Here is a 25625-nt window from a genome sequence, read left to right as displayed (position 1 = left end):
ACTTATTTGCGATTATGCTAATTATGCAAATGATACTATATTGGTAGTGTGATATAGTTTAGTCGCTTAATATAAACTTTAGTAGTAAATTATAGCTATTGCTAAGCCAATAAATCGAAATATGTGATGACACAAAAAATTAAAATTGAATCTTTCAATCCTTATGAAACAAGATTTCCAAATAGAAAGCTGGTTACTAAGGGTACGTTAGAACTTATCAAAGAATTAAGATTAAATGGTTATGAGATAATTGTAACTCCTGAAAACGATCAGCCAATTGAATACCTCTATAAAAAAGGCTTCCATGAATTCTTTGATAATCCAGTTTATACATTTTTAATAGGTATTCCAACGGGTATTATTGTTAATATTTTGAGCAACTATATTCAAAAAGTAATAGACAAATGGAATCAAACAGAAGACATTAAAAATAATATTATCATAGTAGATAATTCAATAATAATAAATTTAAACCAACAGATAATTAGTAAAAGCGAAATAAAAGACAAAAAGAAAAAGAGCGAAAAAGTCAAAGAAGATTTTGATAAATGTTTCTCTCTCAAAAGTCCTTATATAAACTTACCTACTCCTATATTTATTAATCACAAGCCGAAAGTTATTGGATGGTGTAGATTAAAGGCTACTTATTCAACATTAGAATTTGATGATGCAATCATTTTAGACAATTCGGTTAAAAGGAAAATTAGAGAAGGTAAGATAAAAGGTGCCAGTTTAACCGGAATAGCAACAAAATCAGTTTGCTCAATTTGCAAATCGAACTATGTTGAATGTAATCATTTTGCTGGAGATATTTATAATAATATCAAATGCATTAATGAAATACATGAGGCATCGATTGTTGAAGTTAGCTTAGTAAAAGAACCAATTAATAGAGAATGTTTAATTAATATACGGAAATAACCACCCTTTTAAGCGCAGAACTCCGTCCTCTGCCACTTCGTTACTTAGCAAAATCGTTAGTTCAATAACACATAAACACAGGACAGAATCCTGCGCTTACAAAAGCAAGTTGCCATAATAACTAACAATAATTACTCCTTTAGGCGCAGGACTCCGTCCTGTGCCGCTACGTTACTTAGCAAAAATTGTTAGTTCAATAACACATAAACACAGGACAGATTCCTGCGCTTACAAAAACAAGTTGCCATAATAACTAACAATAATTGCAGTTTGTATACAATAAACGTAGATTCTAACGATCAAAATGCCGTTTCTATCATTAAAGTCGTCGACTTCATCGTCAAAAACACCGATTTCATGGTCAAAGTCGTCGATTCTATCATCAAAACCGTCAATTCTTGCTATCAAATTCCCACCGTAATAGATAAAATCGTAGTTTCTATCGATAAACTCCACGATTCTAACATCAAACTCTACGACTTTTGCTATAAAAACTACACATGAGATCGTTAGGTTGGCTTTTAAATCATTTGTTGGATACAACTAAAAATCAATCTATATTAGCTTTTACTCAATATGAAATACAAAATCATTTTTCTTTTTGCTGTTCTTTTAATTTGTTTCACCATAGTGCATGCACAAGTAGACAAGTGGGATGTTTACCTGGCGCAATATGAAAAAGGCGCAGGCTCTACCACGATCAATATCAGCGCTAAAGAAAAAGCTCCGGTCCATAGCTTGCCTTATGTGGTGATAACAGGAGTCACCTTTAGTGATTGTACCAGTGAAGGCTTTCCTACCGGTGAACAATTTAGTGCGTTGTATAACATCTCTGATTCTGTACAAGCTATAATGAACAGGACGGTGAAGAATGAAATCGTCGGCACGTTTACCTATCAATGCCAACGTCTTGAGTATTATTATGTGAACGATACACTTACAATACGGGATAAGCTGCAAAAAATGTACAGCCGGCAGTTTAAAACCTATCAGCCTTATATTACTATTAAAACAGACAGCAGTTGGGAAGCATACCTGCAATTTCTTTATCCAAACGAAGAAACTTATGAATACATGCTAAACCAAAAAGTTATTATGAAACTGCAGGAGCAGGGAGATGAACTAATTAAAGAAAGAAAAGTAGACCATTGGATCTATTTTAAAACAGTGGCAGACAGAAATTGCTTTGAAGAATATGCCAAACAAAATAATTTCAAAATAGAAGCTAAAGACAAAGGGAAGTCCGGTTCTATGCCATATTCTTTACAGGTGTCAAGAATAGATAAAATAGATATTGATTCTATCAGCCAATTAACATTAAAGCTTCGCAAGCAAGCAGAAAAGTGTAACGGAGATTATGATGGCTGGGAAACAGTCGTTGTAAAATAGATCGTAATACTTTTATGGAGCATTATCTTCATAAAAGTTTATCATATCAACTAAGCATCAACAAACATGAAAACAAGATATATCCTTCTATTGCCACTTATGATCGGTGTAATAAGCTGCAGCCAAAAGAAGAAAAAATATTCCAGTAGTGATCTAAGCTTTTTTGGTCTTCACGGTAAAGTAAAAACCTTTGCTGAGATAAACGTTGGCATAGGCTTAAGTGCAACGGCTACTTTCGAAACCTTCGCAAAGCAAAACACTAATTATCACGAGCATACTTTTAACGAAGCAGGAGAGTTAATAAAGATCGAAAATATTAATCCATCACCATATGCAATGGATGGTTCTGAAATTAATTTTAAAAGAGATGAAGATTCATTGACCATAACCCAAACATCATCCAAAGAAAAATATGCAAGAACCTATTATAAAGCAGGGGATACGTTAAGCGAGGTAGTGTACAATAAAATAATCGACGACGAGAATCACTTTACTTTGGAAAAGTATAAAAAATATGTTTCTGTTAAAAACGGAAAAAACTATTTAATGAATGCCTTTCTTGAAGGAATTAATCCAAGTCAAATTTATGATGAACAACAGTATGCTGTCATTAAAAATCAAAACGGTTATGACAGTTTGATCTATTTACGACGACCGAATAATGATTCTGTTTTAATGTATTCTGTTAATTATCTTCAATATGATAAAAATGGCAATTGGCTGGCGCGACAGTTCATTAAAAATAAAGAATACAAAGATCCTGAATTGATCTCCTATACCATTTATCGACGTATCGAATACTTTGAATAATTTTTTTTACTGACTGACAACATGAGAACATTCATTGTACTATTTATTCTTGCGGGTTTAACAGCCTGCTCACGCAAAGCAAAGGATAAAGTCTTGGGGGTAACTACTGCTAATACTGCTAAAAATGATACTGCATGGTTTCCTAAATGTGAAATGTCTAATGAGAGTTTTTCGTTTGATATTGATAGTTGCAATTGCAGCGATATGTCAATAGCAGATGATACTGTGATCATCGATCTTCATGGACCGGCTTCAGGAGATATTCAGAAGCGGCTATTAAAAATTGATTATCCTGAATGCGACTCAACTTTCTATATATTAATGAAGCATCAAAACAGGTATTGTGTTTCAAGTATGGGCCCCGATCCGTTATTAACAGACTGGATATTGTATAATTCTCCGTATGATACGCTTCGTTACGATAATAAGCTTGGTGGATTCTTAATAGATTCTGTTCCCGAAGCAGAGCGAAGTAAATTTCCTGCCTTTGATACATTGAGCTTTTATAAAGCTTATGAACGGGCGATAGGTGAAAACCTTAGCTTAGATTATGTACCAGATATTGCAAAAAATGCCATGTATAGAGAATATCGTTCATTCAAGCATCATGCTGAGGAAGTTTTACAGCAATCTTATGTAGAGCTTCATCGGGTGATCCTAGAGCTGTATTATAAGGGGTCTTTACGAAAGGTTTTTATATTTAATTACGGGCATTTGGGATAAATGAAAAAGCCTGTTATTGCTAACAGGCTTTTAGTACCACGTACGGGATTCGAACCCGTGATTCCTCCGTGAAAGGGAGGCGTCTTAACCCCTTGACCAACGCGGCATTTTTTCGGACGGCAAAGATAGCATTGTGCAACTTACCTGCAAAATATTTCTCAAACTAATCCAATAAGTCCGGACGTCTTTCTTTTGTACGTTGCAAAGCCTGTTCCTGTCGCCATTCTTCAACCTTTGCATGGTTGCCGCTTAATAATATATCCGGCACTTTCCAGTCGCGGAAAACTTCGGGGCGAGTGTAAACCGGCGGTGCTAATAAATTATCCTGGAAAGAATCTGTCAATGCAGATGTTTCATCGTTCAATACACCGGGTATCAACCTGCCGATAGCATCTACCATAACGGCGGCGGCTAACTCTCCGCCACTCAATACGTAATCGCCGATAGAAATTTCCTTGGTAATAAAATGTTCCCGTACTCTCTCGTCAATACCTTTATAATGCCCGCAGATCAGCAATAAATTATTCTTTAATGAAAGTTGATTCGCTGTTTTCTGGTTCAGTCGTTCACCGTCGGGCGTTAAATAAATTATTTCATCATAGTTTGTTTTTGCCTGCAGGCTCTCAATAGCATTTACCAGCGGTTCTATCATCATCACCATTCCTGCCCCGCCGCCAAACTGGTAATCATCCACCTGTGCACGGGGGTAATTGGTATAATCCCTCAAATTATAACAGGTTACCTCCAGTAAACCCTTGTCCCTTGCACGTTTCATAATGGAATGCGCAAAAGGGCTTTCCAGCAATCCCGGTACTACGCTGATGATATCGATCTTCATTGCACAAAAATAAAAGCTTTTATACCAACGGTAACGCTGCAGTTGGTGTATTTACTTAATTTAGTTCTTAAAAACCGCCTTTATGAGTTGTAAAATAGTACGTTTTATTCTAGCGTTTGTATTCTTTATAATTACCAACGCAGTTGTTGCACAATATCCACGTAAAGCGATCAATTGGACAAAAGATGGTAATAGTTTTTATCATCTTAACCAAAATGAAATTGATAAGATCGATATTAAGACAGGGGAGCCTGTTACGTTTGTTTCCAAACAATTATTAATTCCTGCGGGAAGTACCACTGCATTAAAAGTAGAGCGGTTTAGTTTTTATGATGATAATACAGTGTTATTATTTACCAACTCGGCAAAAGTATGGCGCTATCGCACCAAAGGCGATTACTGGGTATTAAATATTGCACAAAAAAAATTGACCCAGGTTGGAAAAGGTAAGCCTGCGCAGTCGTTGATGTTTGCAAAGATCTCTCCTGATGGGAAAAGTGTAGCATATGTAAGCGAACATAACTTATTTACAGAAGATATTGCAACCGGTACTTCGGTACAACTAACGTTTGACGGTACACGAAAATTGATCAACGGGACTTTTGATTGGGTGTATGAAGAAGAGTTTGGCTGCAGAGATGGCTTTCGCTGGAGCCCTGATGGAAAGAAGATCGCATATTGGCAGGTGGATGCAACACAGATAAGAGATTATTATATGCTGAATACAACGGACTCGGTTTATTCAAAGGTTATCCCGGTGGAATATCCAAAAGTAGGCGAATCGCCGTCACCTGTTCGTATTGGTGTTGTAAATGCCAGTGGTGGCGCAACACAATGGATGAATATCGAAGGCGACCCACGTCAACATTATTTGCCTCGCATGGAATGGGCAGATGCAAATACATTAGTAGTGCAACAATTAAATCGTAAACAGCAGGAGAGTAAACTAATATATTGCGATGCTGCAAGCGGAAGCAGTACTACGTTTTATAAAGAAAATGATAATGCGTGGATCGATATTAAAAGCCGTTGGGATGATGATGATCCGACAGGCTGGGATTGGATAAATAACGGGAAGGAGTTTATCTGGGTAAGTGAAAAAGATGGATGGCGTCATATTTATAAAGTAAGCAGGGATGGTAAAACGGAGACATTGCTCACCAATGGACAATATGATATTGCTAATATCAAAGCCGTTGATGAAGCAAGCAATACAATTTATTTTATGGCTTCGCCCGATAATGCCACCCAATTGTATTTGTATCGTGTAAAAATGGATGGTAAGAGTAAAGCAGTATTGGTATCGCCGGCAGGTATGAAGGGAGTGCATGATTACTACATATCCTCTAATGGAAAATTTGCTGAACATGAGTTCAGCAGTCATAATGTTAACCCTATTGGAGAATGGGTAACCTTACCCGATGGCAAACCGGTTGATGAAATGAACAGCATAGAAAAAAATGAAACGATTGATACTGCTGTAAATATTGAGTATGCAAAAGTTACTACGGAAGATGGCATTACAGTGGATGTATGGATAAATAAGCCTCTGAATTTTGACAGCACAAAAAAATACCCTGTAGTGCTGTATGTTTATGGAGAGCCGGGTGCTTCTACCGTAGATGACAGCTATGGAAATCAGCAAAATTTTTTATATGATGGTGACATGGGTGCAGACGGATATATACAGATTGGAGTAGATAACAGGGGTACGCCAACCTTAAAAGGATCGGCATGGCGAAGGTCAATTTATCGCAAAATAGGCATCGTAAATATCAGGGATATGGCGATGGCTACAAAGAAATTATTGGAACGTCCTTACTTTGACAAAGATCGTGTGGCTGTTTGGGGATGGAGTGGTGGCGCGGCTTCTACCTTGAACCTGTTATGCCAATATCCGCAAATTTTTAAAACAGGTATCGCCATCTCTGCTATTACCAATGAATTGTTTTACGATAATATTTATACAGAGCGCTACATGGGGCTGCCGCAGGAAAATATGGAAGATTACGTAAAAACATCTCCTTTAACGTATGTAAAAAACCTGCAGGGAAATTTGTTATACGTACATGGTTCGGGTGATGATAATGTGCATTACGATAATGCGGAAGCTTTGTTGAATGAATTGATCAAGTACAATAAGCAATTCCAGTTTATGGAATACCCCAATCGTACGCATAGCATTAGCGAAGGGATAGGAACGCGACAACATCTTTCCACATTATACTCGAATTATTTGCGTACCCATTGTTTGCCCGGTGCTAAATAAAGGGTAAAGCCTTTCGGAAAAATAATAGTAAAATATCCTTATTGTCATATTTTTCATCAATCAATAAAAACCCTTTTCTTTGTAAAAAATTATAAGATGAAAAAGCTAACTGTAAAAATTTTCTTTCTTTTAACTGTTGTGCTTTCTGCAAATAGCGCATTTGCGCAGGTAGATTCAGCCAAAGCCAAAGTATTAAGAAAGCAATTGCTGGATACGATTTGTACCTGTATCAGCAAGATCGATAAAAGCACGATAAAAACAACTGAAGATGCACAATCTGCCTTTTTGCAATGCTTTGTATCGGACGGCATGACGCTTATGATGGAGTATGCAACCGCAGCAGGAATAGATATGACAGACAATGAGAAGATGGAGCAATGGGGCAAAAGCCTGGGAATTGAATTGGCAATGAAATGTCCTGCTTTTATGCAGTTAATGACCAAAGTGATACAAGACCCGAATGAGCTTAAAAAGATAATGGACGAAGACAATAAAAAGTCGTCTGATAAAAAGAGCGACTAATTCTTAAATATTCTTCAATTTTTATAAAGCGCAAAGACGAATAATCAATTGTCTTTGCGCTATTTTTTTCTTTGACAAACAAATGTGCTAAGCATTAGCTCACTGTTTTAAAGTTTTGTTACATCAAAGTTTTCATCCATTTTAAATCTTGGGTTTACATTGTAAACCGAAGTTGCTTTTGTTGCTCTATCATAAATAGAAAAATGCAAAGGCACATTTCTTACATCGTCTGATAAAACAAAGCGAATAGAAGTTGATTTCAGCGTGTTTTCTGTTAATACGGTTCCATTGTCGTCTGTAACAGTAACGGTTATGTTAGCAGGATTGGCGCTGTCCAATACTTTAACACGGAAAACCGGTTGATTGTCTACTTTTCCAACAAATTCCAAAGCTGCAGGAGCTGTTGTTACAGTTGTTGAATCTTTGCCTGCTGCAAATGCAGAAGATGTTGCAGGAATGCTAAGAACAATAGAAGCTACTATTGCTACAAAGCGGTTAATTGTTTTTTTCATAATTGAAATGTTTTTAAAAAATGATATACTCTTGTTTCTTGTTTCAGGTTAAAGCTTTAAACCAAAAATTTTTATGGAAAACAACGTTGCTATCTATGTGAGCAACTTATAAGGTAGAGTGTAAAAGGCGTTGTCGGATTCTACTTTTCTTTTATAAGTAACAGTATTTTTCAACTGTCATCGTGTAATTATAACGCAAAGATATACCGAAGCGTATGGCGGATAAATTTATAATTCGCTTGTTTTTTGGACGCTAAGAACGATTTATGAATTTTAAAACCCTTTGGTGTAAAGGGTTTTAGAGGATTAAAATAATTATACCCAAAGGTGCAATGTTAAATGTGTATTAACGGTTTTAAGCGTAAAAAAGTAAAACTACGATGATGAAACATCGAGATTTTACGTTGAAAACGATAAAAAAATCTACTATTTTATCTCTGCAAAATATTTGTGGAAATAAGGAATGGTTTCAATGCCTTTATAAAAATTCTCTACATTGAATTTTTCATTCGGACTATGAAGATTATCGCTATCCAAGCCAAAACCCATGAAAACGATTTTTACTCCCAATTCTTTTTCAAATAAAGCACAGATGGGAATGCTGCCGCCGCCACGAACAGGAATAGGTTTTTTATTAAATGTAGACTCAATTGCTTTTGCAGCAGCTTGATAAGCTTTGCTGTCAATAGGTGTGATATAAGGTTCACCGCCATGATGTTCAAATGCACTAACGGTAACGTACGGTGGCGCAATGCTTTTAAAATAATCTAAAAGCATTTTTGTTATTTTTTCTGAAGATTGATTGGGAACCAAACGGGCAGAGATTTTTGCAGTGGCTTTTGATGGCAAAACTGTTTTCGCGCCTTCTCCCTGGTAGCCACCCCAAATGCCATTCAGTTCTAATGTTGGACGAATGCCTGTTCTTTCATTAGTAGTAAAATCTTTTTCTCCCAACAATTCTTTTACACCAAGATCAGCTGCATATTCTTTTGCATCAAACGGCGCTGCAGCCATTAATTTTCTTTCTTCATCAGTTGCTACCAAAACATCATCATAAAAACCCGGTATAGTTATATGATTGTTTTCATCATGACAACTTGCGATCATCTTTGACAAAATAGTAATTGGATTTGCTACTGCACCGCCATACACGCCACTATGCAGATCTCGATTTGGTCCTGTTACTTCTACTTCAATATAGCTTAGCCCACGCACACCTATATCAATGCTTGGCGTATCCAAACTAAGCATCGAGCTGTCGCTTATTAGAATGCAATCAGCTTTTAATAATTCTTTATGTGATGAAACAAATTTTCCCAAATTAGGAGAGCCAACTTCTTCTTCTCCTTCAATACAAAATTTAATATTGCTGGTAAGCGTGTTTGTTTTTACCAGGGTTTCCAATGCTTTTACATGCATGTACACTTGTCCTTTATCATCACAACTGCCACGGGCAAATATTTTACCGTCTTTTATAACGGGCTCAAAAGGTCCGCTGTGCCAAAGTTCCAAAGGTTCTGCAGGTTGCACATCGTAATGCCCATATACCAATACAGTTGGTTTTGTAGCATCAATAATTTTTTCTGCATAAACAACAGGATGCCCATCTGTAGGAAAAATTTCTACTTTGTCTGCACCGGCTTCTAATAAACGTAGCTTAACTGCTTCAGCACATCTTTGCATATCATCTTTGTGTTCACTCTTAGCGCTGATGCTTGGTATCTTTAATAACTCCAATAGTTCATTTAAAAACCGATCCTTATTTTTTTCCTGGTAATCTTTCCAAACCTGCATAATATAATTTTTTACGAAGATAAATGAGTAGAGAAGAATTTATAATGAGTATCTTTTTAATACAAATTCTCCATGTTATAATTATTTAATTGAATCAAATCGTTGCTGTACATAATCCCAGTTAAGGATCTTCCAAAAGCTGTCAATGTAATCTGCACGTTTATTTTGATAATGCAGGTAATAGGCATGTTCCCAAACATCCAGACCTAATAAAGGAAAACCTTTTACTTCGGCATTATCCATTAAAGTATTGTTTTGATTAGGAGTTGAAGTAATGACAAGCGTCTTGTCGCTGTTGATGATCAGCCATGCCCAACCGCTCCCAAATCTTGCTTTTGCTGCATCTGCAAACTTTGTTTTAAAACTATCGAAGGAAGAAAAGTCTTTTTCAATAGCAGCTAATAATGTTCCGGTTGGTTTTGTTTCGCCTTTAGGAGATAATAATTTCCAGAACAATTCATGATTGTAATGACCGCCGGCATTGTTCAACATTTTTGCAGAATATTTTGAAATAGTAGCTAACAGATCTTCTACCGGTTTAGTGACATCCACCTTTTCTGCAATGGTTGCATCATTTAAATTTTTACAATATGCCGATGCATGCTTGTTATAGTGAATATCCATTGTAAGCGCATCAATATAAGGCTCTAATGCATTGTAGGCATATGATAAAGGCTCTTGTTTAAATCCTGTTGTTGGCAAAAAATAAATATCTTTTTTAGAAAAAGAAGTATTGTTTAAAGCTGATACGATCGTTGGAGAAATAAGTAAAGAACCCAACCCGATCTTGGTACTATCGCTTAAAAATTTTCTGCGAGATGAAGGTTTCATACAAATGTGTTTAGAACATAAATGTACGCAGAAAATTTGCCGGGAAGACCTTAAGAATAATAAATAAAATACCAAACCTCTTACCGGCTTTCCGGCGCTGTATTTTTATTGCGGGATGTTAAAAATGCTTTCAGCCTCTTTAGTAAACGATTGTAGAATTCTTTATTAAATAATTGGGAGTCGTGCATGGCTTTATACGTAAGAAAAATTCCGACAGGACTTAACACCAGCACCGGCAACCACATGCCTGCATATACGGGTAATATGCCTTCCCGTGCAAATTTTTCGCCAAACATATTTAACAAGTGGAACACTAAAAAAAAGATAATGGCAAACACCAACGGCATACCAAAGCCTCCTTTGCGAATGATGGAGCCTAACGGAGCACCGATAAAAAACAACACCAGGCAGGCAAAGGATAGAGAAAATTTTCTATGCCATTCCACATGGTCAGACCGCAGTTCATTATCATTGGACTTTCCTTCGGAGGCATAGTACTGCAAAGAACTTTTTATGCTGTTGGCTCGATAGCTTGCATTGTAGTAAACTTTTTCTTCCAGGGAATCGGGAAAAAGTTTGATGTTCTTAGTAGATGAAGCAATAGCAGGATATTTTTTCCAAATAGGATCTGCCGGATTTTTTAAGTAATGAAAGTTTCGGTCAACCTCTCTGGCTCCTCTTGCACTTAAACTGTCATTTATTTTTTTTACCGAATCAATTATATATCCCAATTGCCGAACGCTGCGCATTTTTGAATCATTCTTAAAAATACTGTCGGATGTTTTAGCTAATGCAAGTGATGAGAGATCGAATAATTTTTTGTATTCCTTAAATTGAGTGATAATGAATTCCGTACTTGTATCATACAAATTACCACGTTCCTGGTAACGGGTGCCATTTTGTAAAATAAATTCAAGGAAACGCTGGTCATCAGAGATCTTCATTACACCTTGCTTGGCAATAATACTGTTATCACGTAAAGAATTTTGTTGTTCAAAGATTACTACATCATGGATGGTTTTACCGTCTTTTTCTTTTTTGCCTACTTTAATAGCATAGTTAGGAATGGCAGTAAAAAAAGTTCCTTCCTGCAGATCCAGTGCCGGTCGTTTGTATTTAATATCGTAATAGAGTGTTTTGAATTTCAGGTTAGCATAAGGAATAGCATAGTTGGCAAATAAAAAAGTGATAAAGCAGAGAAGAACAGACACCCAAATGATGGGTCGCATAAAGCGTAACAACGAAATGCCCGATGATTTAATAGCAACCAATTCAAAGCTTTCGCCCAAATTACCAAACGTCATTATAGAAGAAATGAGAATAGCGATCGGCATGGATAAAGTGAGCAGCGTAGCGCCGGCATACCACAAAAATTTTCCAATGGTAATGAAGTCAAGCCCTTTTCCAACCAGGTCATCAATATACTTCCAAAGGTTTTGCATTACTAACACAACAAACGCAATAAAGAATGTTGCGAGGAATGGTCCGATGAAGGCTTTAAGAATAAGTTTATCTAATTTTTTTATCACGATGCTTATATTCCAAATTCCACTATCGTGGTATCTTTAATAAATGGAACAGGAAACAAAAATAACTCTTTCTGATAAGGAACTTGAATTAGTAAGCAATACCAACTGGATTTTAACTAAGCATGCTATAATTGATAAAGTATATGCATTGTTCGGAAAAGAGGCAGAATGGATGCAAAGCCGGATCAACAACGAAAAGGATAAAATTCCTGAAGAAGCATATGCAATGAGTCCTAAAATATCCAAGGGAGAAAATTATAAGCTACTGCCTTATGTAATATTGGATTATCCCCGCTGTTTTGAGAAAGAAAAAACCTTGGCAATTCGCACCATGTTTTGGTGGGGCAATTTTTTCAGCATTCACTTACAGTTGTCGGGAGAGATAAAAGAAAAAACCTTAAGCACTATTCAACAAAGCTTTTCATCGTTACAACAACATGATTTTTGGATATGCATTGCTAATGACCCGTGGGAGCATCATTTTGAGGAAGATAATTACAGGCCCATAAAAGAGTTTACTGCCGAGCAGTTTTCGGTTATGCTTAACAGTTACTCTTTTCTAAAAATTGCTGCAAAAATTCCGGTAGAACAATGGAATGATACAGCTGCTTTTATAAAGCAGTCATTTTTGCAATTAATAAACTTGCTGAAGAATTAATTTCCTAGGCGATGGAAAAGGTCTTTCACCTGGTATTCCCAAAGTTGACTGGAGTCTTTAATATCTTTTTTATCTGCAAAATCCTTGATCTTAAGGATCGTTTGATTGGTAACTTCCGACTTTTCTATACTGAACTCGAAGTATTCATCTTTAGGTGCATGCAACCAATGAAAACGTACAAAATTGTCTTCTTCACTTTCCAATAATTCTGCTTGTTCATCAGAGCCATTCCACGAAAAACTAAAAATACCATCTCTTTCATTTACTTTATCAGCAAACCATTCTTGCAATCCGGCAGGTGTACTTAAGAAATCATACAATATTCCAGGCGAACATCTAACCGGGTATTCCAGGGTGTAAAGCGCTTTTTTACTCATTCCACTTAATTAAATAATCTTTGAATGCTGCAATAATAGGAAAATATACTTGCTAACAAAATATTTTTAGCAAGTATTTTTTGTTAAATGGCAATGTGTTTTTTCTTAAACATCCAAATACCTACCCCAAAAATTTGACTTTTGTTAAAATAAAATTTTGGTCACATATTAAAATGATATAAATTACGTTAATGTAGAGATGAGCTTTAAAAAGCCTAACGATTTGCTGAATATTTTTTAAAATAATCATCTTAACAATAAACCAAAACCAACCAACCCATGAGTATGCGTCAGCTCAAAATCACGAAGTCGATCACTAATCGTGAGAGCCAGAGTCTTGAAAAATATTTACAAGAGATCGGCAAGGTTGAATTGATTACTCCCGAGGAGGAAGTGAAACTGGCTATTCGTATCAAGCAAGGCGATCAGTCCGCGTTAGACCGTCTTACCAAAGCCAATCTACGTTTTGTAGTATCTGTTGCCAAGCAGTATCAAAACCAGGGATTAACACTTCCCGACTTAATCAACGAAGGAAATCTAGGCTTAATAAAAGCTGCACAACGCTTTGATGAAACCAAAGGGTTCAAATTTATTTCTTACGCTGTTTGGTGGATACGTCAAAGTATTTTACAAGCGTTGGCAGAACAATCAAGAATTGTACGTTTACCTTTAAATAAAGTAGGGCTTACAAACCGCATCAGCAAGGCGTTTTCACAATTAGAACAGGAGTTTGAACGTGAACCGACTGCTGAAGAATTAGCAACACTGTTAGACCTGGAAACAGAAGAAGTAGCCGCAACATTAGGCGCATCTGCCCGTCACGTAAGTATGGATCAGCCATTAAGTGATGGTGAAGAGAGTACATTAATTGATGTGCTGGCAAATCCCAATGCTGACAGCACCGACATGGATATTAATTTCAAAGCTTCTTTAAAAACAGAAATAGAACGTTCATTAAGCACATTAACCGATCGCCAGAAAGAAGTAATTCGTTTCTTCTTCGGTATTGGTGTAGATCATCCGCTGAGTCTGGAAGATATCGGAGAGCGTTTTAATCTTACAAGAGAAAGAGTACGCCAGATAAAAGACAAGGCTATTACCAAGCTGCGTACAACTTCCCGCTGCAAGTTATTGCGCACTTATTTGGGAACATAAGATTTTCATACATTTGCAAACTTAATAGTAGAGTGAACTTCGGTTCACTTTTTTATTTTAATTATTGTCCGGGCAGATGTGCAGATAGCAACATCGTTGTGTCACTCACTTGTACGGCATATCAATATTCATCAAGTTAATGATGAATAGTCAATGGTGAAATAAGGTTGATTTATTTTAAACCCGACGACATTTCACTATTCACAATTCATTATTCACAAACTAAATATCATGTTCGAAAGTTTAAGTGAAAAATTAGACAGAGCCTTTAAAAATATAAAAGGTCAGGCCCGCATTAATGAACTCAATATTGCCAATACAGTAAAAGATATTCGTCGTGCATTGGTTGATGCGGACGTGAACTATAAAATAGCCAAAGAGTTTACCGATACTGTAAAAGAAAAAGCATTAGGCGAAAAAGTATTAACAGCGGTTAGTCCCGGGCAATTGATGACGAAGATCGTGCAGGATCAGCTAACCGAACTAATGGGCGGCGAAGAAAGCAGCTTTACAATTACAGGTAATCCTGCTGTTATTTTAATTGCAGGGTTACAAGGTAGTGGTAAAACAACGTTCAGCGGTAAGCTGGCGAATTATTTAAAAACAAAAAAAGGTAAATCGCCATTGTTGGTTGCTGCAGATATTTATCGTCCTGCGGCGATCGATCAATTGGAAGTATTGGGCGGACAAATAAATGTAGATGTTTATAGCGAACGTGAAAATAAAGACCCAGTAAGCATTGCATTAAATGCTATAAAAGAAGCAAAGACAAAAAATAAGAACGTGGTTATTATAGATACTGCCGGTCGTTTAGCAGTGGATGAAGTGATGATGACTGAGGTTGCGAACGTTAAAGCTGCTATCAATCCACAGGAAATATTATTTGTAGTAGATAGTATGACAGGGCAGGATGCAGTAAATACTGCTGCTGCATTTAATGAACAGTTGGATTTTACCGGCGTTGTATTAACGAAGCTGGATGGTGATACAAGAGGTGGTGCGGCACTTTCTATTAAATACACGGTTAAGAAACCGATCAAGTTTGTAAGCAGTGGCGAAAAGATGGAAACATTGGATGTGTTCTATCCCGAACGTATGGCGCAACGTATCTTAGGTATGGGAGATATTGTGAGTTTAGTAGAAAAAGCGCAGGAACAATTTGATGAAGCAGAAGCAAAAAAATTAGAAAAAAAGATCCGTAAAAATCAATTCGACTTTGAAGATTTTAAAACGCAATTGCAGCAGATAAAAAAGATGGGAAACCTGAAAGACTTGATGGGAATGATTCCAGGCGTAGGCAAGCAATTGAAAGATGTAGATATTAAAGACGATGCGTTTAAAGGAATTGAAGCGATCATAAACTCTATGACATTAGAAGAACGTCGTAATCCAGACCTGATAAGTCCAAGCCGCAAGACACGTATATCAAAAGGCAGTGGAAGAGATATGAATGAAGTAAATCAATTCCTAAAGCAATTTGAACAAATGAAGAGCATGATGAAAATGATGAACAAAATGCCAATGGGAAGAATGCCTGGATTTGGAAGATAAAAAGCTACTAATTTTCAAATGGCAAAAATTCATCTTGAAACATTTATAAATGCTCCCATTGAAAGAGTTTTTGATTTAGCAAGAAGCATAGACCTACACAAACTTTCTACAAAAGGAACAAATGAAGAAGCCATTTCAGGAAGAACTTCCGGGTTAATTAATTTAGGTGAAACAGTAACCTGGAGAGCAAAACACTTAGGTATCTATCAAAACTTAACGGTAGAGATCACGCAATTTGACAGGCCAAATTTATTTGCAGATAAAATGATCAAAGGTGCATTTTCATCTATGAATCATGTGCATCAATTTGAAAAACTTGATGGGAAAACTAAAATGACAGATACTTTCGAGTTTAAAGCTCCGTTAGGCATTTTAGGAAAATTAGCGGAAATAATATTCTTGAAAAATTATATGACCAGGTTTCTTTTGATTAGAAATGAGGAATTAAAATCAATAGCAGAAGGAAATGAATGGCGAAAGCTTTTGATAGATTAATAAAATACAGCGATCAATTTTTTCTTAGTAATTTATAAATCTTAACCGCACTCATCAACACAACAATAAATAATACCAATCCAATTAATCCCCATACAACACTGATGCCTTGCTTTACTACAGCCAACATAACAATAGCAATTAAAAAGATAGTGGAGATCTCATTCCATATGCGAAGTTGTTGAGAAGTGAATTTAAAAACTCCTTTTACCTGCTGCTTAAAAATTATATGTAGTGTAATAAAATATACATACAACAAAAAAACAAATACCAGTTTTATTGCCAGCCATTGTGGTAAAGAAAAATTATAGTAGGTATACCAAACCAATGGACCAAATATTAATGTAAGAATAGCAGATGGTAATGTAATGATGTACCACAAGCGTTTCATCATTATAGTAAACTGTTTGCGAAGGATTTGTTTTTCTGTTTCTTCTTTTTCTCCCGCTTCAGTATTGTAAATAAACAAACGAACAATATAGAACATACCGCTGAACCACGTTACAATGAAAATGATATGTAGAGCGAGTATGTATTCCATGCTGTTTATTAATTGGTGCTTGATAATTCCGAAGCCTGGCTTCCAACTTCCAGCTCTTGACTTTCGATCAACTTAACAATTGCTTTTACCCAAAGCGGATGAACATTTAAGCAAGGGATCATTTCATAGCTTTCACCACCTGCATGTAAAAACTCTTTTTTACCACGTTCTGCTATTTCTTCCAATGTTTCCAAACAATCACTTACAAAGGCAGGACAAACGACCAATAGTTTTTTTACTCCTTCTTTGGGCATTTCCTGAAAACGTACATCCGTAAATGGCTTCAGCCATTTTTGATTTAATCTTGATTGAAAAGAAATGCTGTATTTATTAGCAGGTAAATTTAATTTTTCTGTTACCAGCTTCGTTGTTTGTCGTACTTGATGGCGATAACAAAATTCATGCGCCGGCGAATCTATTTCACAACAGGCATCAGATGATAAGCAATGAGATTGGGTAACATCGCTTTTATGAATATGTCGTTCGGGAATGCCATGATAGCTGAACAATAAATGGTCATATTGTTTATCTATATAAGGACGAATGCTTTCCGCCAATGCATTTATATACTCTTCGTTATTGTAATAAGGCTGTATTGTAGTAAGCTTAAAAGAATACTTATTTTTTTTGTGAACTTCTTTCATGTATTCTACTGCCGTTTCATAGCTGCTCATAGCGTAATGAGGATACAAAGGCAATAGAATTACTTCATCTAAGCCGGGAACTTTTTGTAGTAATTTTTTATATGCGTCATTTGGTGTTGGATTGCCATAGCGCATCGCAATTTCAACAAGCTCTTCAAATTCGTTCTGAACCTGCTCTTGTAATTGTTTAGTAAGATGAACCAACGGAGAACCATCTTTTGTCCAAATGCTTTTATAAGCTTCAGCAGAATTTTTTACACGGGCAGGAATAATAATTCCTTTCACTAAAAAATTACGTATTAAAAAAGGAACATCAATTACTCTTCCATCCATTAAGAACTCACGCAGGTAGCGCTTTACATCGCTTACTTCCGGCGAATCAGGCGAGCCAAGATTCATTAAAATAATTCCTCTTTTCATACACTTAAAATGTTTGCAAAGCTATGATAAAAGCGTGCTGAAAAATTATCATATAAAAAATGAAATTATGCACATTATTTTTTTACTCAGAAATGACAATCCAATGACGTAAATAATTCGCTTGCAGCGCTTGCGAAACTAACTTTGCAGCACGACGAGAAAAGAAAATTTTTCAATGACAGGAACTGCGATAACCGACGTTGACCATTTTTTTATAGCAGGTATCAACTATAAAAAAACCGACGTCTCCATTAGAGGACAATTTGCGATCAACACAGACCAATACAATGCTTTACTTTCAAAAGCTACCGATAAAGGTTTAACCGAACTCTTTGTTTTATCTACATGTAACCGCACCGAAATTTATGGCGTTGCCAACGAAGCAAACGATTTGATCGAAATACTTTGCAACGAAACAACAGGCAATACAGATACATTCAATGAATTAGCATACGTTAAAAAAGGCAGTGACGCAGTTGAACATTTGTTCTCCGTTGCTGCAGGATTAGATTCACAGATATTGGGAGATTATGAAATTGTAGGGCAGTTAAAGCAAGCTGCCAAGTTTGCTAAAGAAAGAAATTTTATCGGAACATTTTCTGAACGGTTGATCAATAGCGTACTGCAATCGTCTAAATCAATTAAAACAAATACAGAACTGAGTGGCGGAACAGTTTCAGTTTCATTTGCAGCTGTACAATTTTTGCGCAATACGGTTACGGATATACGCAATAAAAATATTTTGTTGATCGGTGCCGGAAAAATTGGTCGTAATACCTGCAAATATTTAGTATCGCATTTTGGTGCTTCGCAAATAACTGTTATAAATCGTACCGATGAAACGGCTGTTGAATTAGCGCAGGAATTAAATATTCATCAAGCGCCTTACAGTGATTTATATACAGAATTAGAAAAAGCTGACATTGTTTTGGTTTCAACCAATGCAAGTGCGCCTATCATACTTAAAGAAAATATTTCTTTAGCATCGCCTAAAATATTGATAGATCTTTCTATTCCTAATAATATTGATCCCGTAGTTGTGGAGCTGCCAAACGTTACTTTAATTAATGTAGACGAATTGGCAAAGCAAAAAGATGAAACACTTCAAAAACGTGAAGCAGAAGTACCTCACGCAAAACAGATCATTGAAGAACACATAAATGATTTTATTGATTGGCATAACATGCGCAGGCATGTGCCGGTGCTAAAAGCGGTGAAGAAAAAATTAATGGAAATTAATCAATGTGATTTCTTCCATGATGAATATCCCCCTTTATTAACTCCGGTTGCCAACAATACAGAAACCATTCAGAAAGTAATAAATAATATGGCGGTGAAGCTGCGCACTAATAACACTAAAGGTTGTCAGTACATCGAAGCTATCAATGATTACATCACTTCCGGCAGCAATTCCTAAGCATGGAAAAAATTATTCGCATCGGCACAAGAGAAAGCCAGTTGGCTGTTTGGCAGGCAAAAGAAGTACAACGCTTACTTTCACAACACAAGTATACAAGTGAACTGGTTTATATAAAAAGTGATGGTGATATTGACCTGGTAACACCGTTATATGAAATAGGTGTGCAGGGAGTTTTCACCAAAGCATTGGATGCAGCTTTATTAAGTGACCAAATAGATATTGCAGTTCACTCAATGAAAGATGTGCCAACGCAATTAGCAAAAGGAGTGGTACAAGCGGCTGTGTTGGAGCGAGCGAATTACAAAGATATTTTCGTGAGTCGTAAATCGGCAAACGTCAATTTCACAATTCATGATTCACATTTCACGATTGCAACATCAAGTATTCGTCGTAAAGCGCAATGGCTACATCGTTATCCAAACTCAACAATAGAAAACCTGCGGGGCAATGTAAATACCCGGTTGAAGAAATTGAATGAAAGCAATTGGCACGGAGCCATCTTTGCTGCAGCAGGATTAGAACGCATAGGACTTCGCCCGGAAAATAGTATTGAGTTGGATTGGATGTTGCCGGCGCCGGCACAAGGTGCCATAATGGTGGTTTGTAAAGAAGAAGATGAATTTTCAAAAACAGCTTGCGCAAATTTTAATGATGGATCAACTGCATTATGTGCAAAAATTGAAAGAGACTTTTTAAGAAAATTATTGGGCGGATGTTCAACCCCAATAAGCGCTTTAGCAACAATTGAAAATGATACAGTGTATTTTAAAGGAAACATTTGTTCATTGAATGGATCTCAAAAAGTTGAAATAGGAAAAACAATTGCAGTAGATGAAGCAGGTGATATAGGCAATATTGCTGCCGATGAAATTTTACAAAAAGGTGGTAGCGAATTAATAAAAGAAATACAAAATGCCGGCAAATAGAATAAATATTTTAAGCACTCGTCAATTACCCGAAACGCTGCTCATTAAAGCATTTGAGAATAATATACGCATTACCACTATACCCTTTATCAAAACAGAAAAAATAAAAGATGCTGAGTTGTTAGAGCATATTGAGGCTTTGGCAGAACAAAAAATAACAGTAGTCTTTACCAGCGTTAATGCAGTAGAAGCACTAACATCAACGCTTACCATAAAACCTGACTGGGATATTTATTGCATTGGCGGAATAACAAAAGATACAGTAATAAATTTTTTTGGCGAGGCAAGTGTTAAGCGTACTGCACGTAATGCAGCAAATTTGGCAGAAAAAATAATTGGAGCAAATATTACCATGCCGATTATTTTCTTTTGCAGCAATCATCGCCTGGATCGGTTGCCTAATATTTTAAAAGCAGGCGGTGTAAACTTTAAAGAGTTAATTGTTTATAATACGGTAGAGACGCCTGTTTTGATAGAGAAAGAATATGATGGTATTTTGTTTTTCAGTCCGAGTGCGGTACATAGTTTTTTCTCTGTTAATACCATTCCTGTTGAAACGGTTTTATTTGCGATTGGTAAAACAACAGGAGCAACTATCGAAACTTATGCATCCAATGAAACAAATGCCAGCGAATGGCCAAGACAAGAGCAATTGATAGACCAGGTAATAAATTATTATGAGCAAGTGAAACATGGGGATTGATTTTGGAACAGGCAATTGTTCTTTATTCATCATTGTTGTGTCACTCACTTGTACAGCATATCATTATTAAACTTTTTTAATGCTACAAAACGATCTATTATTAAGAACATTGAGAGGAGAGCAAACAGAACGCACACCCGTTTGGATGATGCGCCAGGCAGGACGTTATTTGCCTGAATACATGGCTTTGCGTGAAAAATATGGTTTCTTTGAAAGATGCCAGACGCCTGCATTAGCAGCAGAAATAACTATTCAGCCGGTTGATATAGTTGGAGTAGATGCAGCCATTTTATTTTCTGATATTTTGGTAGTGCCACAGGCAATGGGCATGGAAGTGCAATTGATAGAAAGCAAAGGACCTTTTTTACCGGAACCGATCAAAACGCAAAATGATTTTCAACGGTTACGCATACCCGAAGTGGAGGACAAATTAGGTTATGTATTTGATGCGATCAAATTAATAAAGCAGGAATTAAATGATAGAGTTCCTTTAATTGGTTTTGCCGGCGCTCCGTGGACATTGCTTTGTTACATGGTGCAAGGCAAAGGCAGCAAAACGTTTGATGAAGCGAAAGCATTTTGTTATCAGAAACCTGAATTAGCACATCAACTATTGCAAATGATTACTGATACTACAATTGCTTATTTGAAAGGACAAGTAAAGGCAGGAGTTGATACTGTGCAAATTTTTGATAGCTGGGGCGGTTTACTAAGTAAAGAAGATTTCGAAACCATTTCTCTGCCATACATCAACCAAATTGTAAATGCATTGAAAGAGGAGACATTGGTGATCGTGTTTGCGAAAGGATCGTGGTATAGTTTAAAAGAAATGGCTTCAACAGGCGCTCATGGCTTAGGGATTGATTGGACAATTACGCCGCAAATGGCAAGAAAATTTGCAGGAGATAATGTGGTGCTTCAGGGAAATTTTGATCCGGCAAAGTTGTTATCGCCAATACCTGTTATTAAGAAAGAAGTGAAAGCAATGCTTAAGAATTTCGGTGGACAATCTCATGTTGCCAATTTAGGTCATGGTATTTTGCCAAATGTTCCGGTTGATCATGCCAAAGCTTTTGTTGATACGGTTAAGGAAGAAAGTTATAAACTTAAGAGTGAAGTAGTAGGATAATCGTAACAATTTTAAAAATCAGTTGAATCAGGTAAATCATACAAATCATGGTTCAGACAAACAAAATACAAACAAAAGAATTTCGTAATAGGTGGATAGAATATATTCATAACCTGCAAAATGCTATTTGCACTGCTTTGGAAGCGGCGGATGACAAAGCGAACTTTGTGGAGGAAGAATGGCAACGCAAGCCAGATGGTACAGGTGGTGGTGGCAGAACAAGAGTAATTGCCAATGGTAACATATTTGAGAAGGGCGGTGTAAATACATCCGTTGTATTTGGAGGGCTAACAGATGCGATGCGTAAGGTATTAAAAATGCAGGACGAATTAAAAGAGGGTGGAAGTTGGTTTGCTTGTGGCTTGTCGTTGGTATTGCATCCGCAAAATCCTTATGTGCCAACAGTTCACGCCAACTGGCGTTATTTTGAATTATATAATGAAGTAGGTGATGTTGTTGCCCGTTGGTTTGGCGGTGGAACAGATCTAACTCCTTATTATTTATTTGAAGAAGATGCAAAACATTTTCATCAAACCATAAAAAATACAATGGATAAATTCGATAAATCGTTTTATCCAAAATATAAAAAGCAATGCGATGAATATTTTGTCAATTCGCATCGCAATAATGAAGCAAGAGGAATTGGTGGCGTGTTCTATGATCATCTAACTCCGACGGATGATACAGATGCAGAAAAATTATTTCAATTTCAACAGGCTAACGGGAATGCCTTTTTAGCAGGTTATCTACCTATATTGAATAAACGCAAAGATTTTACATACGGCGATAGAGAAAAACGTTGGCAGGAAATAAGAAGAGGCAGATATGTTGAGTTTAATTTGTTGCATGATAGAGGAACAATATTCGGCTTAAAAACAAGCGGACGTACGGAAAGTATTTTAATGAGTCTTCCGCCGACCGTGCGTTTTGAATATAACTATCAGCCTGAGAAAGGAAGTGAAGAAGATAAATTATTACAAGTGTGTTTGCAGCCTAAAGACTGGTTAAATGAAGTGGAAGATATGGATGCCAACGAATGGGCTAGAAGAGTAAATACAACCTGTTAAGTAAAAAAATAGAAATGTACTTACAAAGAAGAAATAGAATATTACGTCAATCACCGGCAATAAGAAATTTAGTTGCGGAAACTAAATTAACACCGGATGATTTTATTGTGCCTTTATTTATTGATGAAGGCAGTAATATAAAAACAGAAATTGCTTCTATGCCCGGCTATTATAGAAATAGCTTAGACATAACAGTTAGTGAAGTAAAAGAATTGTGGAGCATGGGCTTAAAATCTGTTTTGCTTTTTATTAAATGCAAAGACGAATTAAAAGATAATACGGGTAAAGAAGCATGGAATAAAAACGGGTTGATGCAACGCAGCATTAAAGCTATCAAAGATGCAGTTCCTGAAATGGTAATCATGACAGATGTTGCATTGGATCCTTTTTCTTCTTATGGACATGATGGTATTGTAAAAGATGACGAAATTATAAATGACGAAACAGTAGAAGCATTGGTAAAGATGAGTATCAGTCATGCAGAGGCAGGTGCGGATTTTGTAGCACCAAGTGATATGATGGATGGAAGGATCGGCGCTATAAGAAAAGGATTGGAAGAAAATAATTTTACTAAGGTTGGTATTATGAGCTACAGCGCTAAATATGCCTCCTGTTTTTACGGACCATTTAGAGATGCATTAGATAGTGCTCCCGGTTTTGGCGATAAGAAAACATACCAAATGAATTATGCCAATCGAATAGAAGCCATTAAAGAAACTTTGATGGATATAGAAGAAGGCGCTGATATAGTAATGGTAAAACCTGCAATGGCTTATCTTGATATTATTCGTGAAGTAAAAAACAGTGTGCAGGTTCCCGTTAGTGCGTATCATGTAAGTGGTGAATACGCCATGATAAAAGCCGCTGCAAAAATGGGCTGGTTGGATGAAAACAAAGCAGTTATTGAAAGCTTAACTTCTATTAAAAGAGCCGGCGCAGATTTGATAGCAACTTATTTTGCGAAGGATGCTGTGAAATTAATAGCTCAATAAAGAAAGTCTGTATAAGTGAGTGACACAACGATGCTCAACAAAGAACAACTGCTTGCCCCAAAACACTAAAAATGAATATTACTAATAGCGAACAATTATTCGCAAGAGCTCAAAACTCTATCCCTGGCGGTGTAAACTCTCCTGTGCGTGCATTCAAAAGCGTAGGCGGAACGCCACTCTTCATCAAAAAAGCAAAAGGAGCATATTTATACGATGCAGACGATAACAAATACATCGACTACATCGCTTCATGGGGACCAATGATCCTAGGTCATGCTTACGAACCTGTCGTAAAAGCGATCCAGGAATATGCTGAATATTCAACTTCATACGGAGCGCCGACAGAATTGGAAATAAAAATGGCAGAGCTAATAAAAAGCATGGTGCCGAATGTGGATCTGATCCGCATGGTAAGCAGCGGTACCGAAGCTTGCATGAGCGCCATTCGTGTGGCGAGAGGTTATACAAGAAGAAACAAGATCATAAAATTTGAAGGTTGTTATCATGGTCACGCTGATTCATTTTTAGTAAAAGCAGGAAGCGGTGTGGCAACATTTAATATACAAACTGTTCCCGGGGTAACCGCCGGCGTTAGTAATGATACATTGACTTGTGCTTACAACGATTTAGATGCAGTGCAAAAGCTTGTTGAACAAAATAAAAACGAGATTGCTGCTATTATTATAGAGCCCGTTGCAGGCAATATGGGTTGTATTTTACCAAAGCCCGGATTTTTAGAAGGCATTCGCAAGATCTGTGATGAAGAAAAGATCATTTTCATTTTTGATGAAGTAATGAATGGTTTTCGCTTAGCATTAGGGGGCGCACAGGAAAAACTAAACATCGATGCCGACCTGGTTACTTACGGAAAAGTGATCGGCGCCGGAATGCCTGTTGGTGCTTTCGGAGGTAAGAAACATATCATGGAAGTGGTGTCGCCTCTGGGCAATGTTTACCAGGCAGGAACATTAAGTGGTAATCCCATCGCTATGATCGCCGGTTATACTTTATTAAAAATATTGAAAAAACAACCACAATTACTGAAAGAGCTCGATGATAAAACGGAGTATCTGAAAAATGGTCTTGACAAAGTTCTGAAAGCATGGGGCGAACCGTATGTAATCAATCATCTTGGCTCTATGATCAGTATTCACTTTAGTGAACAACCTGTTACTGATTTTGCTTCAGCTGCAGCAGCCAATAACGAACGCTTTAAAAAATTCTTTCATGCAATGCTCAATCGGGGCGTTTATTTGCCACCTTCTGCTTTTGAAAGTTGGTTTTTGAACAATGCACTCACAAAAACTGACCTGGATCATACAATTTCAGCCGTTGCTGATAGCCTGAAAGAGTTAACATAAATCGCTATTCAAATTTTTGGAATTTCAGTTTCAGGAAGTTATCTTCGC

General features: G+C 36.7%; 25 protein-coding genes and 1 tRNA gene. 17 read left to right on the top strand and 9 right to left on the bottom strand.

The window, feature by feature from the left end; translation table 11 throughout:
• Positions 1-126 precede the first annotated feature (126 nt).
• The 4 genes from K9M53_RS13705 (at position 127) to K9M53_RS13690 (ending at position 3843) form a co-directional block, all read left to right on the top strand.
• A complete protein-coding gene (locus K9M53_RS13705) occupies positions 127-921 on the top strand; it encodes a hypothetical protein (RefSeq protein WP_224015867.1) in 795 nt (264 codons plus the stop codon).
• 576 nt (positions 922-1497) lie between these two features.
• A complete protein-coding gene (locus tag K9M53_RS13700) occupies positions 1498-2310 on the top strand; it encodes a DUF695 domain-containing protein (protein ID WP_224015865.1) in 813 nt (270 codons plus the stop codon).
• Positions 2311-2376: 66 nt separating this feature from the next.
• Complete coding sequence (locus K9M53_RS13695; RefSeq protein ID WP_224015863.1) at positions 2377-3120, top strand: hypothetical protein; 744 nt, start codon at positions 2377-2379, stop codon at positions 3118-3120.
• Between the two features lie 21 nt (positions 3121-3141).
• Positions 3142-3843 carry a hypothetical protein gene (locus K9M53_RS13690; RefSeq protein ID WP_224015860.1) on the top strand — a complete coding sequence of 234 codons (702 nt, stop codon included), beginning with the start codon at positions 3142-3144 and terminating at the stop codon, positions 3841-3843.
• A 34-nt stretch (positions 3844-3877) separates the two neighbouring features.
• On the opposite strand, the gene K9M53_RS13685 is transcribed toward K9M53_RS13690, so the two are convergent.
• Together K9M53_RS13685 and trmD are read right to left on the bottom strand one after the other, a co-directional pair.
• Positions 3878-3949: transfer RNA gene (locus K9M53_RS13685), tRNA-Glu, on the bottom strand.
• Positions 3950-4006: 57 nt separating this feature from the next.
• Positions 4007-4681: a tRNA (guanosine(37)-N1)-methyltransferase TrmD gene (gene trmD, locus K9M53_RS13680; RefSeq protein WP_224015857.1), complete on the bottom strand. Its 675-nt coding sequence runs from the start codon at positions 4679-4681 to the stop codon at positions 4007-4009.
• 82 nt (positions 4682-4763) lie between these two features.
• On the opposite strand from trmD, the gene K9M53_RS13675 reads away from it, so the two are divergent.
• The gene (locus K9M53_RS13675; RefSeq protein WP_224015855.1) at positions 4764-6950 is read left to right on the top strand and encodes a S9 family peptidase; all 2187 of its coding nucleotides are present in this window, start codon (positions 4764-4766) and stop codon (positions 6948-6950) included.
• Between the two features lie 96 nt (positions 6951-7046).
• Positions 7047-7472, top strand: a complete 426-nt coding sequence (locus K9M53_RS13670; RefSeq protein ID WP_224015853.1) for a hypothetical protein — start codon at positions 7047-7049, stop codon at positions 7470-7472.
• 107 nt (positions 7473-7579) lie between these two features.
• Here K9M53_RS13670 and K9M53_RS13665 read toward each other — a convergent pair whose 3' ends face one another.
• The 4 genes from K9M53_RS13665 to K9M53_RS13650 form a co-directional block, all read right to left on the bottom strand.
• Positions 7580-7984: a hypothetical protein gene (locus K9M53_RS13665; protein ID WP_224015850.1), complete on the bottom strand. Its 405-nt coding sequence runs from the start codon at positions 7982-7984 to the stop codon at positions 7580-7582.
• Positions 7985-8410: 426 nt separating this feature from the next.
• Positions 8411-9778, bottom strand: a complete 1368-nt coding sequence (locus K9M53_RS13660) for a dipeptidase (protein WP_224015849.1) — start codon at positions 9776-9778, stop codon at positions 8411-8413.
• An 81-nt stretch (positions 9779-9859) separates the two neighbouring features.
• The gene (locus K9M53_RS13655) at positions 9860-10609 is read right to left on the bottom strand and encodes a superoxide dismutase (protein WP_224015847.1); all 750 of its coding nucleotides are present in this window, start codon (positions 10607-10609) and stop codon (positions 9860-9862) included.
• Between the two features lie 80 nt (positions 10610-10689).
• Positions 10690-12138 (bottom strand): LptF/LptG family permease, encoded by a 1449-nt coding sequence (locus tag K9M53_RS13650; protein ID WP_224015845.1) that lies wholly within the window; start codon positions 12136-12138, stop codon positions 10690-10692.
• Between the two features lie 43 nt (positions 12139-12181).
• Between K9M53_RS13650 and K9M53_RS13645 the strand changes: the two genes are divergently transcribed.
• Positions 12182-12796 carry a hypothetical protein gene (locus K9M53_RS13645; protein ID WP_224015842.1) on the top strand — a complete coding sequence of 205 codons (615 nt, stop codon included), beginning with the start codon at positions 12182-12184 and terminating at the stop codon, positions 12794-12796.
• On the opposite strand, the gene K9M53_RS13640 is transcribed toward K9M53_RS13645, so the two are convergent.
• Entirely contained in the window at positions 12793-13173 is a 381-nt protein-coding gene (locus tag K9M53_RS13640; RefSeq protein WP_224015839.1) for an START-like domain-containing protein, read from the bottom strand. The two genes, K9M53_RS13645 and K9M53_RS13640, sit on opposite strands and share 4 nt — an antisense overlap.
• Before the next feature lie 285 nt (positions 13174-13458).
• On the opposite strand from K9M53_RS13640, the gene K9M53_RS13635 reads away from it, so the two are divergent.
• The 3 genes from K9M53_RS13635 (at position 13459) to K9M53_RS13625 (ending at position 16374) form a co-directional block, all read left to right on the top strand.
• Complete coding sequence (locus tag K9M53_RS13635) at positions 13459-14328, top strand: sigma-70 family RNA polymerase sigma factor (protein ID WP_224015837.1); 870 nt, start codon at positions 13459-13461, stop codon at positions 14326-14328.
• A gap of 231 nt (positions 14329-14559) precedes the next feature.
• Positions 14560-15879 carry a signal recognition particle protein gene (gene ffh, locus K9M53_RS13630; RefSeq protein ID WP_224015834.1) on the top strand — a complete coding sequence of 440 codons (1320 nt, stop codon included), beginning with the start codon at positions 14560-14562 and terminating at the stop codon, positions 15877-15879.
• A gap of 18 nt (positions 15880-15897) precedes the next feature.
• Positions 15898-16374: an SRPBCC family protein gene (locus tag K9M53_RS13625; RefSeq protein WP_224015832.1), complete on the top strand. Its 477-nt coding sequence runs from the start codon at positions 15898-15900 to the stop codon at positions 16372-16374.
• Between the two features lie 13 nt (positions 16375-16387).
• Here the strand turns inward: K9M53_RS13625 and K9M53_RS13620 are convergent, their stop codons facing one another.
• Both K9M53_RS13620 and hemH read right to left on the bottom strand, forming a co-directional pair.
• A complete protein-coding gene (locus K9M53_RS13620; protein WP_224015829.1) occupies positions 16388-16915 on the bottom strand; it encodes a CopD family protein in 528 nt (175 codons plus the stop codon).
• Between the two features lie 8 nt (positions 16916-16923).
• Positions 16924-17979, bottom strand: coding sequence for a ferrochelatase (gene hemH / locus K9M53_RS13615; RefSeq protein WP_224015827.1), 1056 nt, complete (start codon positions 17977-17979; stop codon positions 16924-16926).
• A gap of 175 nt (positions 17980-18154) precedes the next feature.
• Here hemH and hemA point away from each other — a divergent pair, with 175 nt between their 5' ends.
• The 7 genes from hemA to hemL all read left to right on the top strand — a co-directional run bounded on the left by hemA (position 18155) and on the right by hemL (position 25577).
• Positions 18155-19396 carry a glutamyl-tRNA reductase gene (hemA, locus tag K9M53_RS13610; protein ID WP_224015825.1) on the top strand — a complete coding sequence of 414 codons (1242 nt, stop codon included), beginning with the start codon at positions 18155-18157 and terminating at the stop codon, positions 19394-19396.
• A gap of 2 nt (positions 19397-19398) precedes the next feature.
• Positions 19399-20325: a hydroxymethylbilane synthase gene (hemC, locus tag K9M53_RS13605; RefSeq protein WP_224015822.1), complete on the top strand. Its 927-nt coding sequence runs from the start codon at positions 19399-19401 to the stop codon at positions 20323-20325.
• Positions 20312-21028, top strand: coding sequence for a uroporphyrinogen-III synthase (locus K9M53_RS13600; protein ID WP_224015820.1), 717 nt, complete (start codon positions 20312-20314; stop codon positions 21026-21028). Before hemC ends, K9M53_RS13600 begins: the two co-directional genes overlap by 14 nt.
• A gap of 79 nt (positions 21029-21107) precedes the next feature.
• Positions 21108-22157 carry a uroporphyrinogen decarboxylase gene (hemE, locus tag K9M53_RS13595; RefSeq protein ID WP_224015818.1) on the top strand — a complete coding sequence of 350 codons (1050 nt, stop codon included), beginning with the start codon at positions 21108-21110 and terminating at the stop codon, positions 22155-22157.
• 47 nt (positions 22158-22204) lie between these two features.
• Complete coding sequence (gene hemF / locus K9M53_RS13590; protein WP_224015815.1) at positions 22205-23224, top strand: oxygen-dependent coproporphyrinogen oxidase; 1020 nt, start codon at positions 22205-22207, stop codon at positions 23222-23224.
• A 14-nt stretch (positions 23225-23238) separates the two neighbouring features.
• Positions 23239-24216: a porphobilinogen synthase gene (gene hemB / locus K9M53_RS13585; RefSeq protein WP_224015813.1), complete on the top strand. Its 978-nt coding sequence runs from the start codon at positions 23239-23241 to the stop codon at positions 24214-24216.
• 71 nt (positions 24217-24287) lie between these two features.
• Positions 24288-25577 carry a glutamate-1-semialdehyde 2,1-aminomutase gene (hemL, locus tag K9M53_RS13580; protein WP_224015811.1) on the top strand — a complete coding sequence of 430 codons (1290 nt, stop codon included), beginning with the start codon at positions 24288-24290 and terminating at the stop codon, positions 25575-25577.
• Positions 25578-25625: the final 48 nt, after the last annotated feature.

This window comes from Ferruginibacter albus, from assembly GCF_020042285.1.
GTDB classification, from domain to species: domain Bacteria; phylum Bacteroidota; class Bacteroidia; order Chitinophagales; family Chitinophagaceae; genus Ferruginibacter; species Ferruginibacter albus.
The sequence above is the reverse complement of the archived record's forward strand: the minus strand, read 5'-3'. Positions and strand labels throughout refer to the sequence as shown.

Excerpts from the sequence above, each read along its gene's own strand:
- hemH (WP_224015827.1), bottom strand. The coding sequence starts at position 17,979 with ATGAAAAGAGGAATTATTTTAATGAATCTTGGCTCGCCTGATTCGCCG.
- K9M53_RS13675 (WP_224015855.1), top strand. The coding sequence starts at position 4,764 with ATGAGTTGTAAAATAGTACGTTTTATTCTAGCGTTTGTATTCTTTATA.
- K9M53_RS13695 (WP_224015863.1), top strand. The coding sequence starts at position 2,377 with ATGAAAACAAGATATATCCTTCTATTGCCACTTATGATCGGTGTAATA.
- K9M53_RS13655 (WP_224015847.1), bottom strand. The coding sequence starts at position 10,609 with ATGAAACCTTCATCTCGCAGAAAATTTTTAAGCGATAGTACCAAGATC.
- hemL (WP_224015811.1), top strand. The coding sequence starts at position 24,288 with ATGAATATTACTAATAGCGAACAATTATTCGCAAGAGCTCAAAACTCT.
- K9M53_RS13660 (WP_224015849.1), bottom strand. The coding sequence starts at position 9,778 with ATGCAGGTTTGGAAAGATTACCAGGAAAAAAATAAGGATCGGTTTTTA.
- K9M53_RS13690 (WP_224015860.1), top strand. The coding sequence starts at position 3,142 with ATGAGAACATTCATTGTACTATTTATTCTTGCGGGTTTAACAGCCTGC.
- hemE (WP_224015818.1), top strand. The coding sequence starts at position 21,108 with ATGCTACAAAACGATCTATTATTAAGAACATTGAGAGGAGAGCAAACA.
- K9M53_RS13700 (WP_224015865.1), top strand. The coding sequence starts at position 1,498 with ATGAAATACAAAATCATTTTTCTTTTTGCTGTTCTTTTAATTTGTTTC.
- K9M53_RS13640 (WP_224015839.1), bottom strand. The coding sequence starts at position 13,173 with ATGAGTAAAAAAGCGCTTTACACCCTGGAATACCCGGTTAGATGTTCG.
- K9M53_RS13600 (WP_224015820.1), top strand. The coding sequence starts at position 20,312 with ATGCCGGCAAATAGAATAAATATTTTAAGCACTCGTCAATTACCCGAA.
- hemB (WP_224015813.1), top strand. The coding sequence starts at position 23,239 with ATGTACTTACAAAGAAGAAATAGAATATTACGTCAATCACCGGCAATA.
- K9M53_RS13620 (WP_224015829.1), bottom strand. The coding sequence starts at position 16,915 with ATGGAATACATACTCGCTCTACATATCATTTTCATTGTAACGTGGTTC.
- K9M53_RS13635 (WP_224015837.1), top strand. The coding sequence starts at position 13,459 with ATGCGTCAGCTCAAAATCACGAAGTCGATCACTAATCGTGAGAGCCAG.
- K9M53_RS13625 (WP_224015832.1), top strand. The coding sequence starts at position 15,898 with ATGGCAAAAATTCATCTTGAAACATTTATAAATGCTCCCATTGAAAGA.
- hemF (WP_224015815.1), top strand. The coding sequence starts at position 22,205 with ATGGTTCAGACAAACAAAATACAAACAAAAGAATTTCGTAATAGGTGG.
- K9M53_RS13705 (WP_224015867.1), top strand. The coding sequence starts at position 127 with ATGACACAAAAAATTAAAATTGAATCTTTCAATCCTTATGAAACAAGA.
- hemC (WP_224015822.1), top strand. The coding sequence starts at position 19,399 with ATGGAAAAAATTATTCGCATCGGCACAAGAGAAAGCCAGTTGGCTGTT.
- K9M53_RS13670 (WP_224015853.1), top strand. The coding sequence starts at position 7,047 with ATGAAAAAGCTAACTGTAAAAATTTTCTTTCTTTTAACTGTTGTGCTT.
- trmD (WP_224015857.1), bottom strand. The coding sequence starts at position 4,681 with ATGAAGATCGATATCATCAGCGTAGTACCGGGATTGCTGGAAAGCCCT.
- hemA (WP_224015825.1), top strand. The coding sequence starts at position 18,155 with ATGACAGGAACTGCGATAACCGACGTTGACCATTTTTTTATAGCAGGT.
- K9M53_RS13645 (WP_224015842.1), top strand. The coding sequence starts at position 12,182 with ATGGAACAGGAAACAAAAATAACTCTTTCTGATAAGGAACTTGAATTA.
- ffh (WP_224015834.1), top strand. The coding sequence starts at position 14,560 with ATGTTCGAAAGTTTAAGTGAAAAATTAGACAGAGCCTTTAAAAATATA.
- K9M53_RS13665 (WP_224015850.1), bottom strand. The coding sequence starts at position 7,984 with ATGAAAAAAACAATTAACCGCTTTGTAGCAATAGTAGCTTCTATTGTT.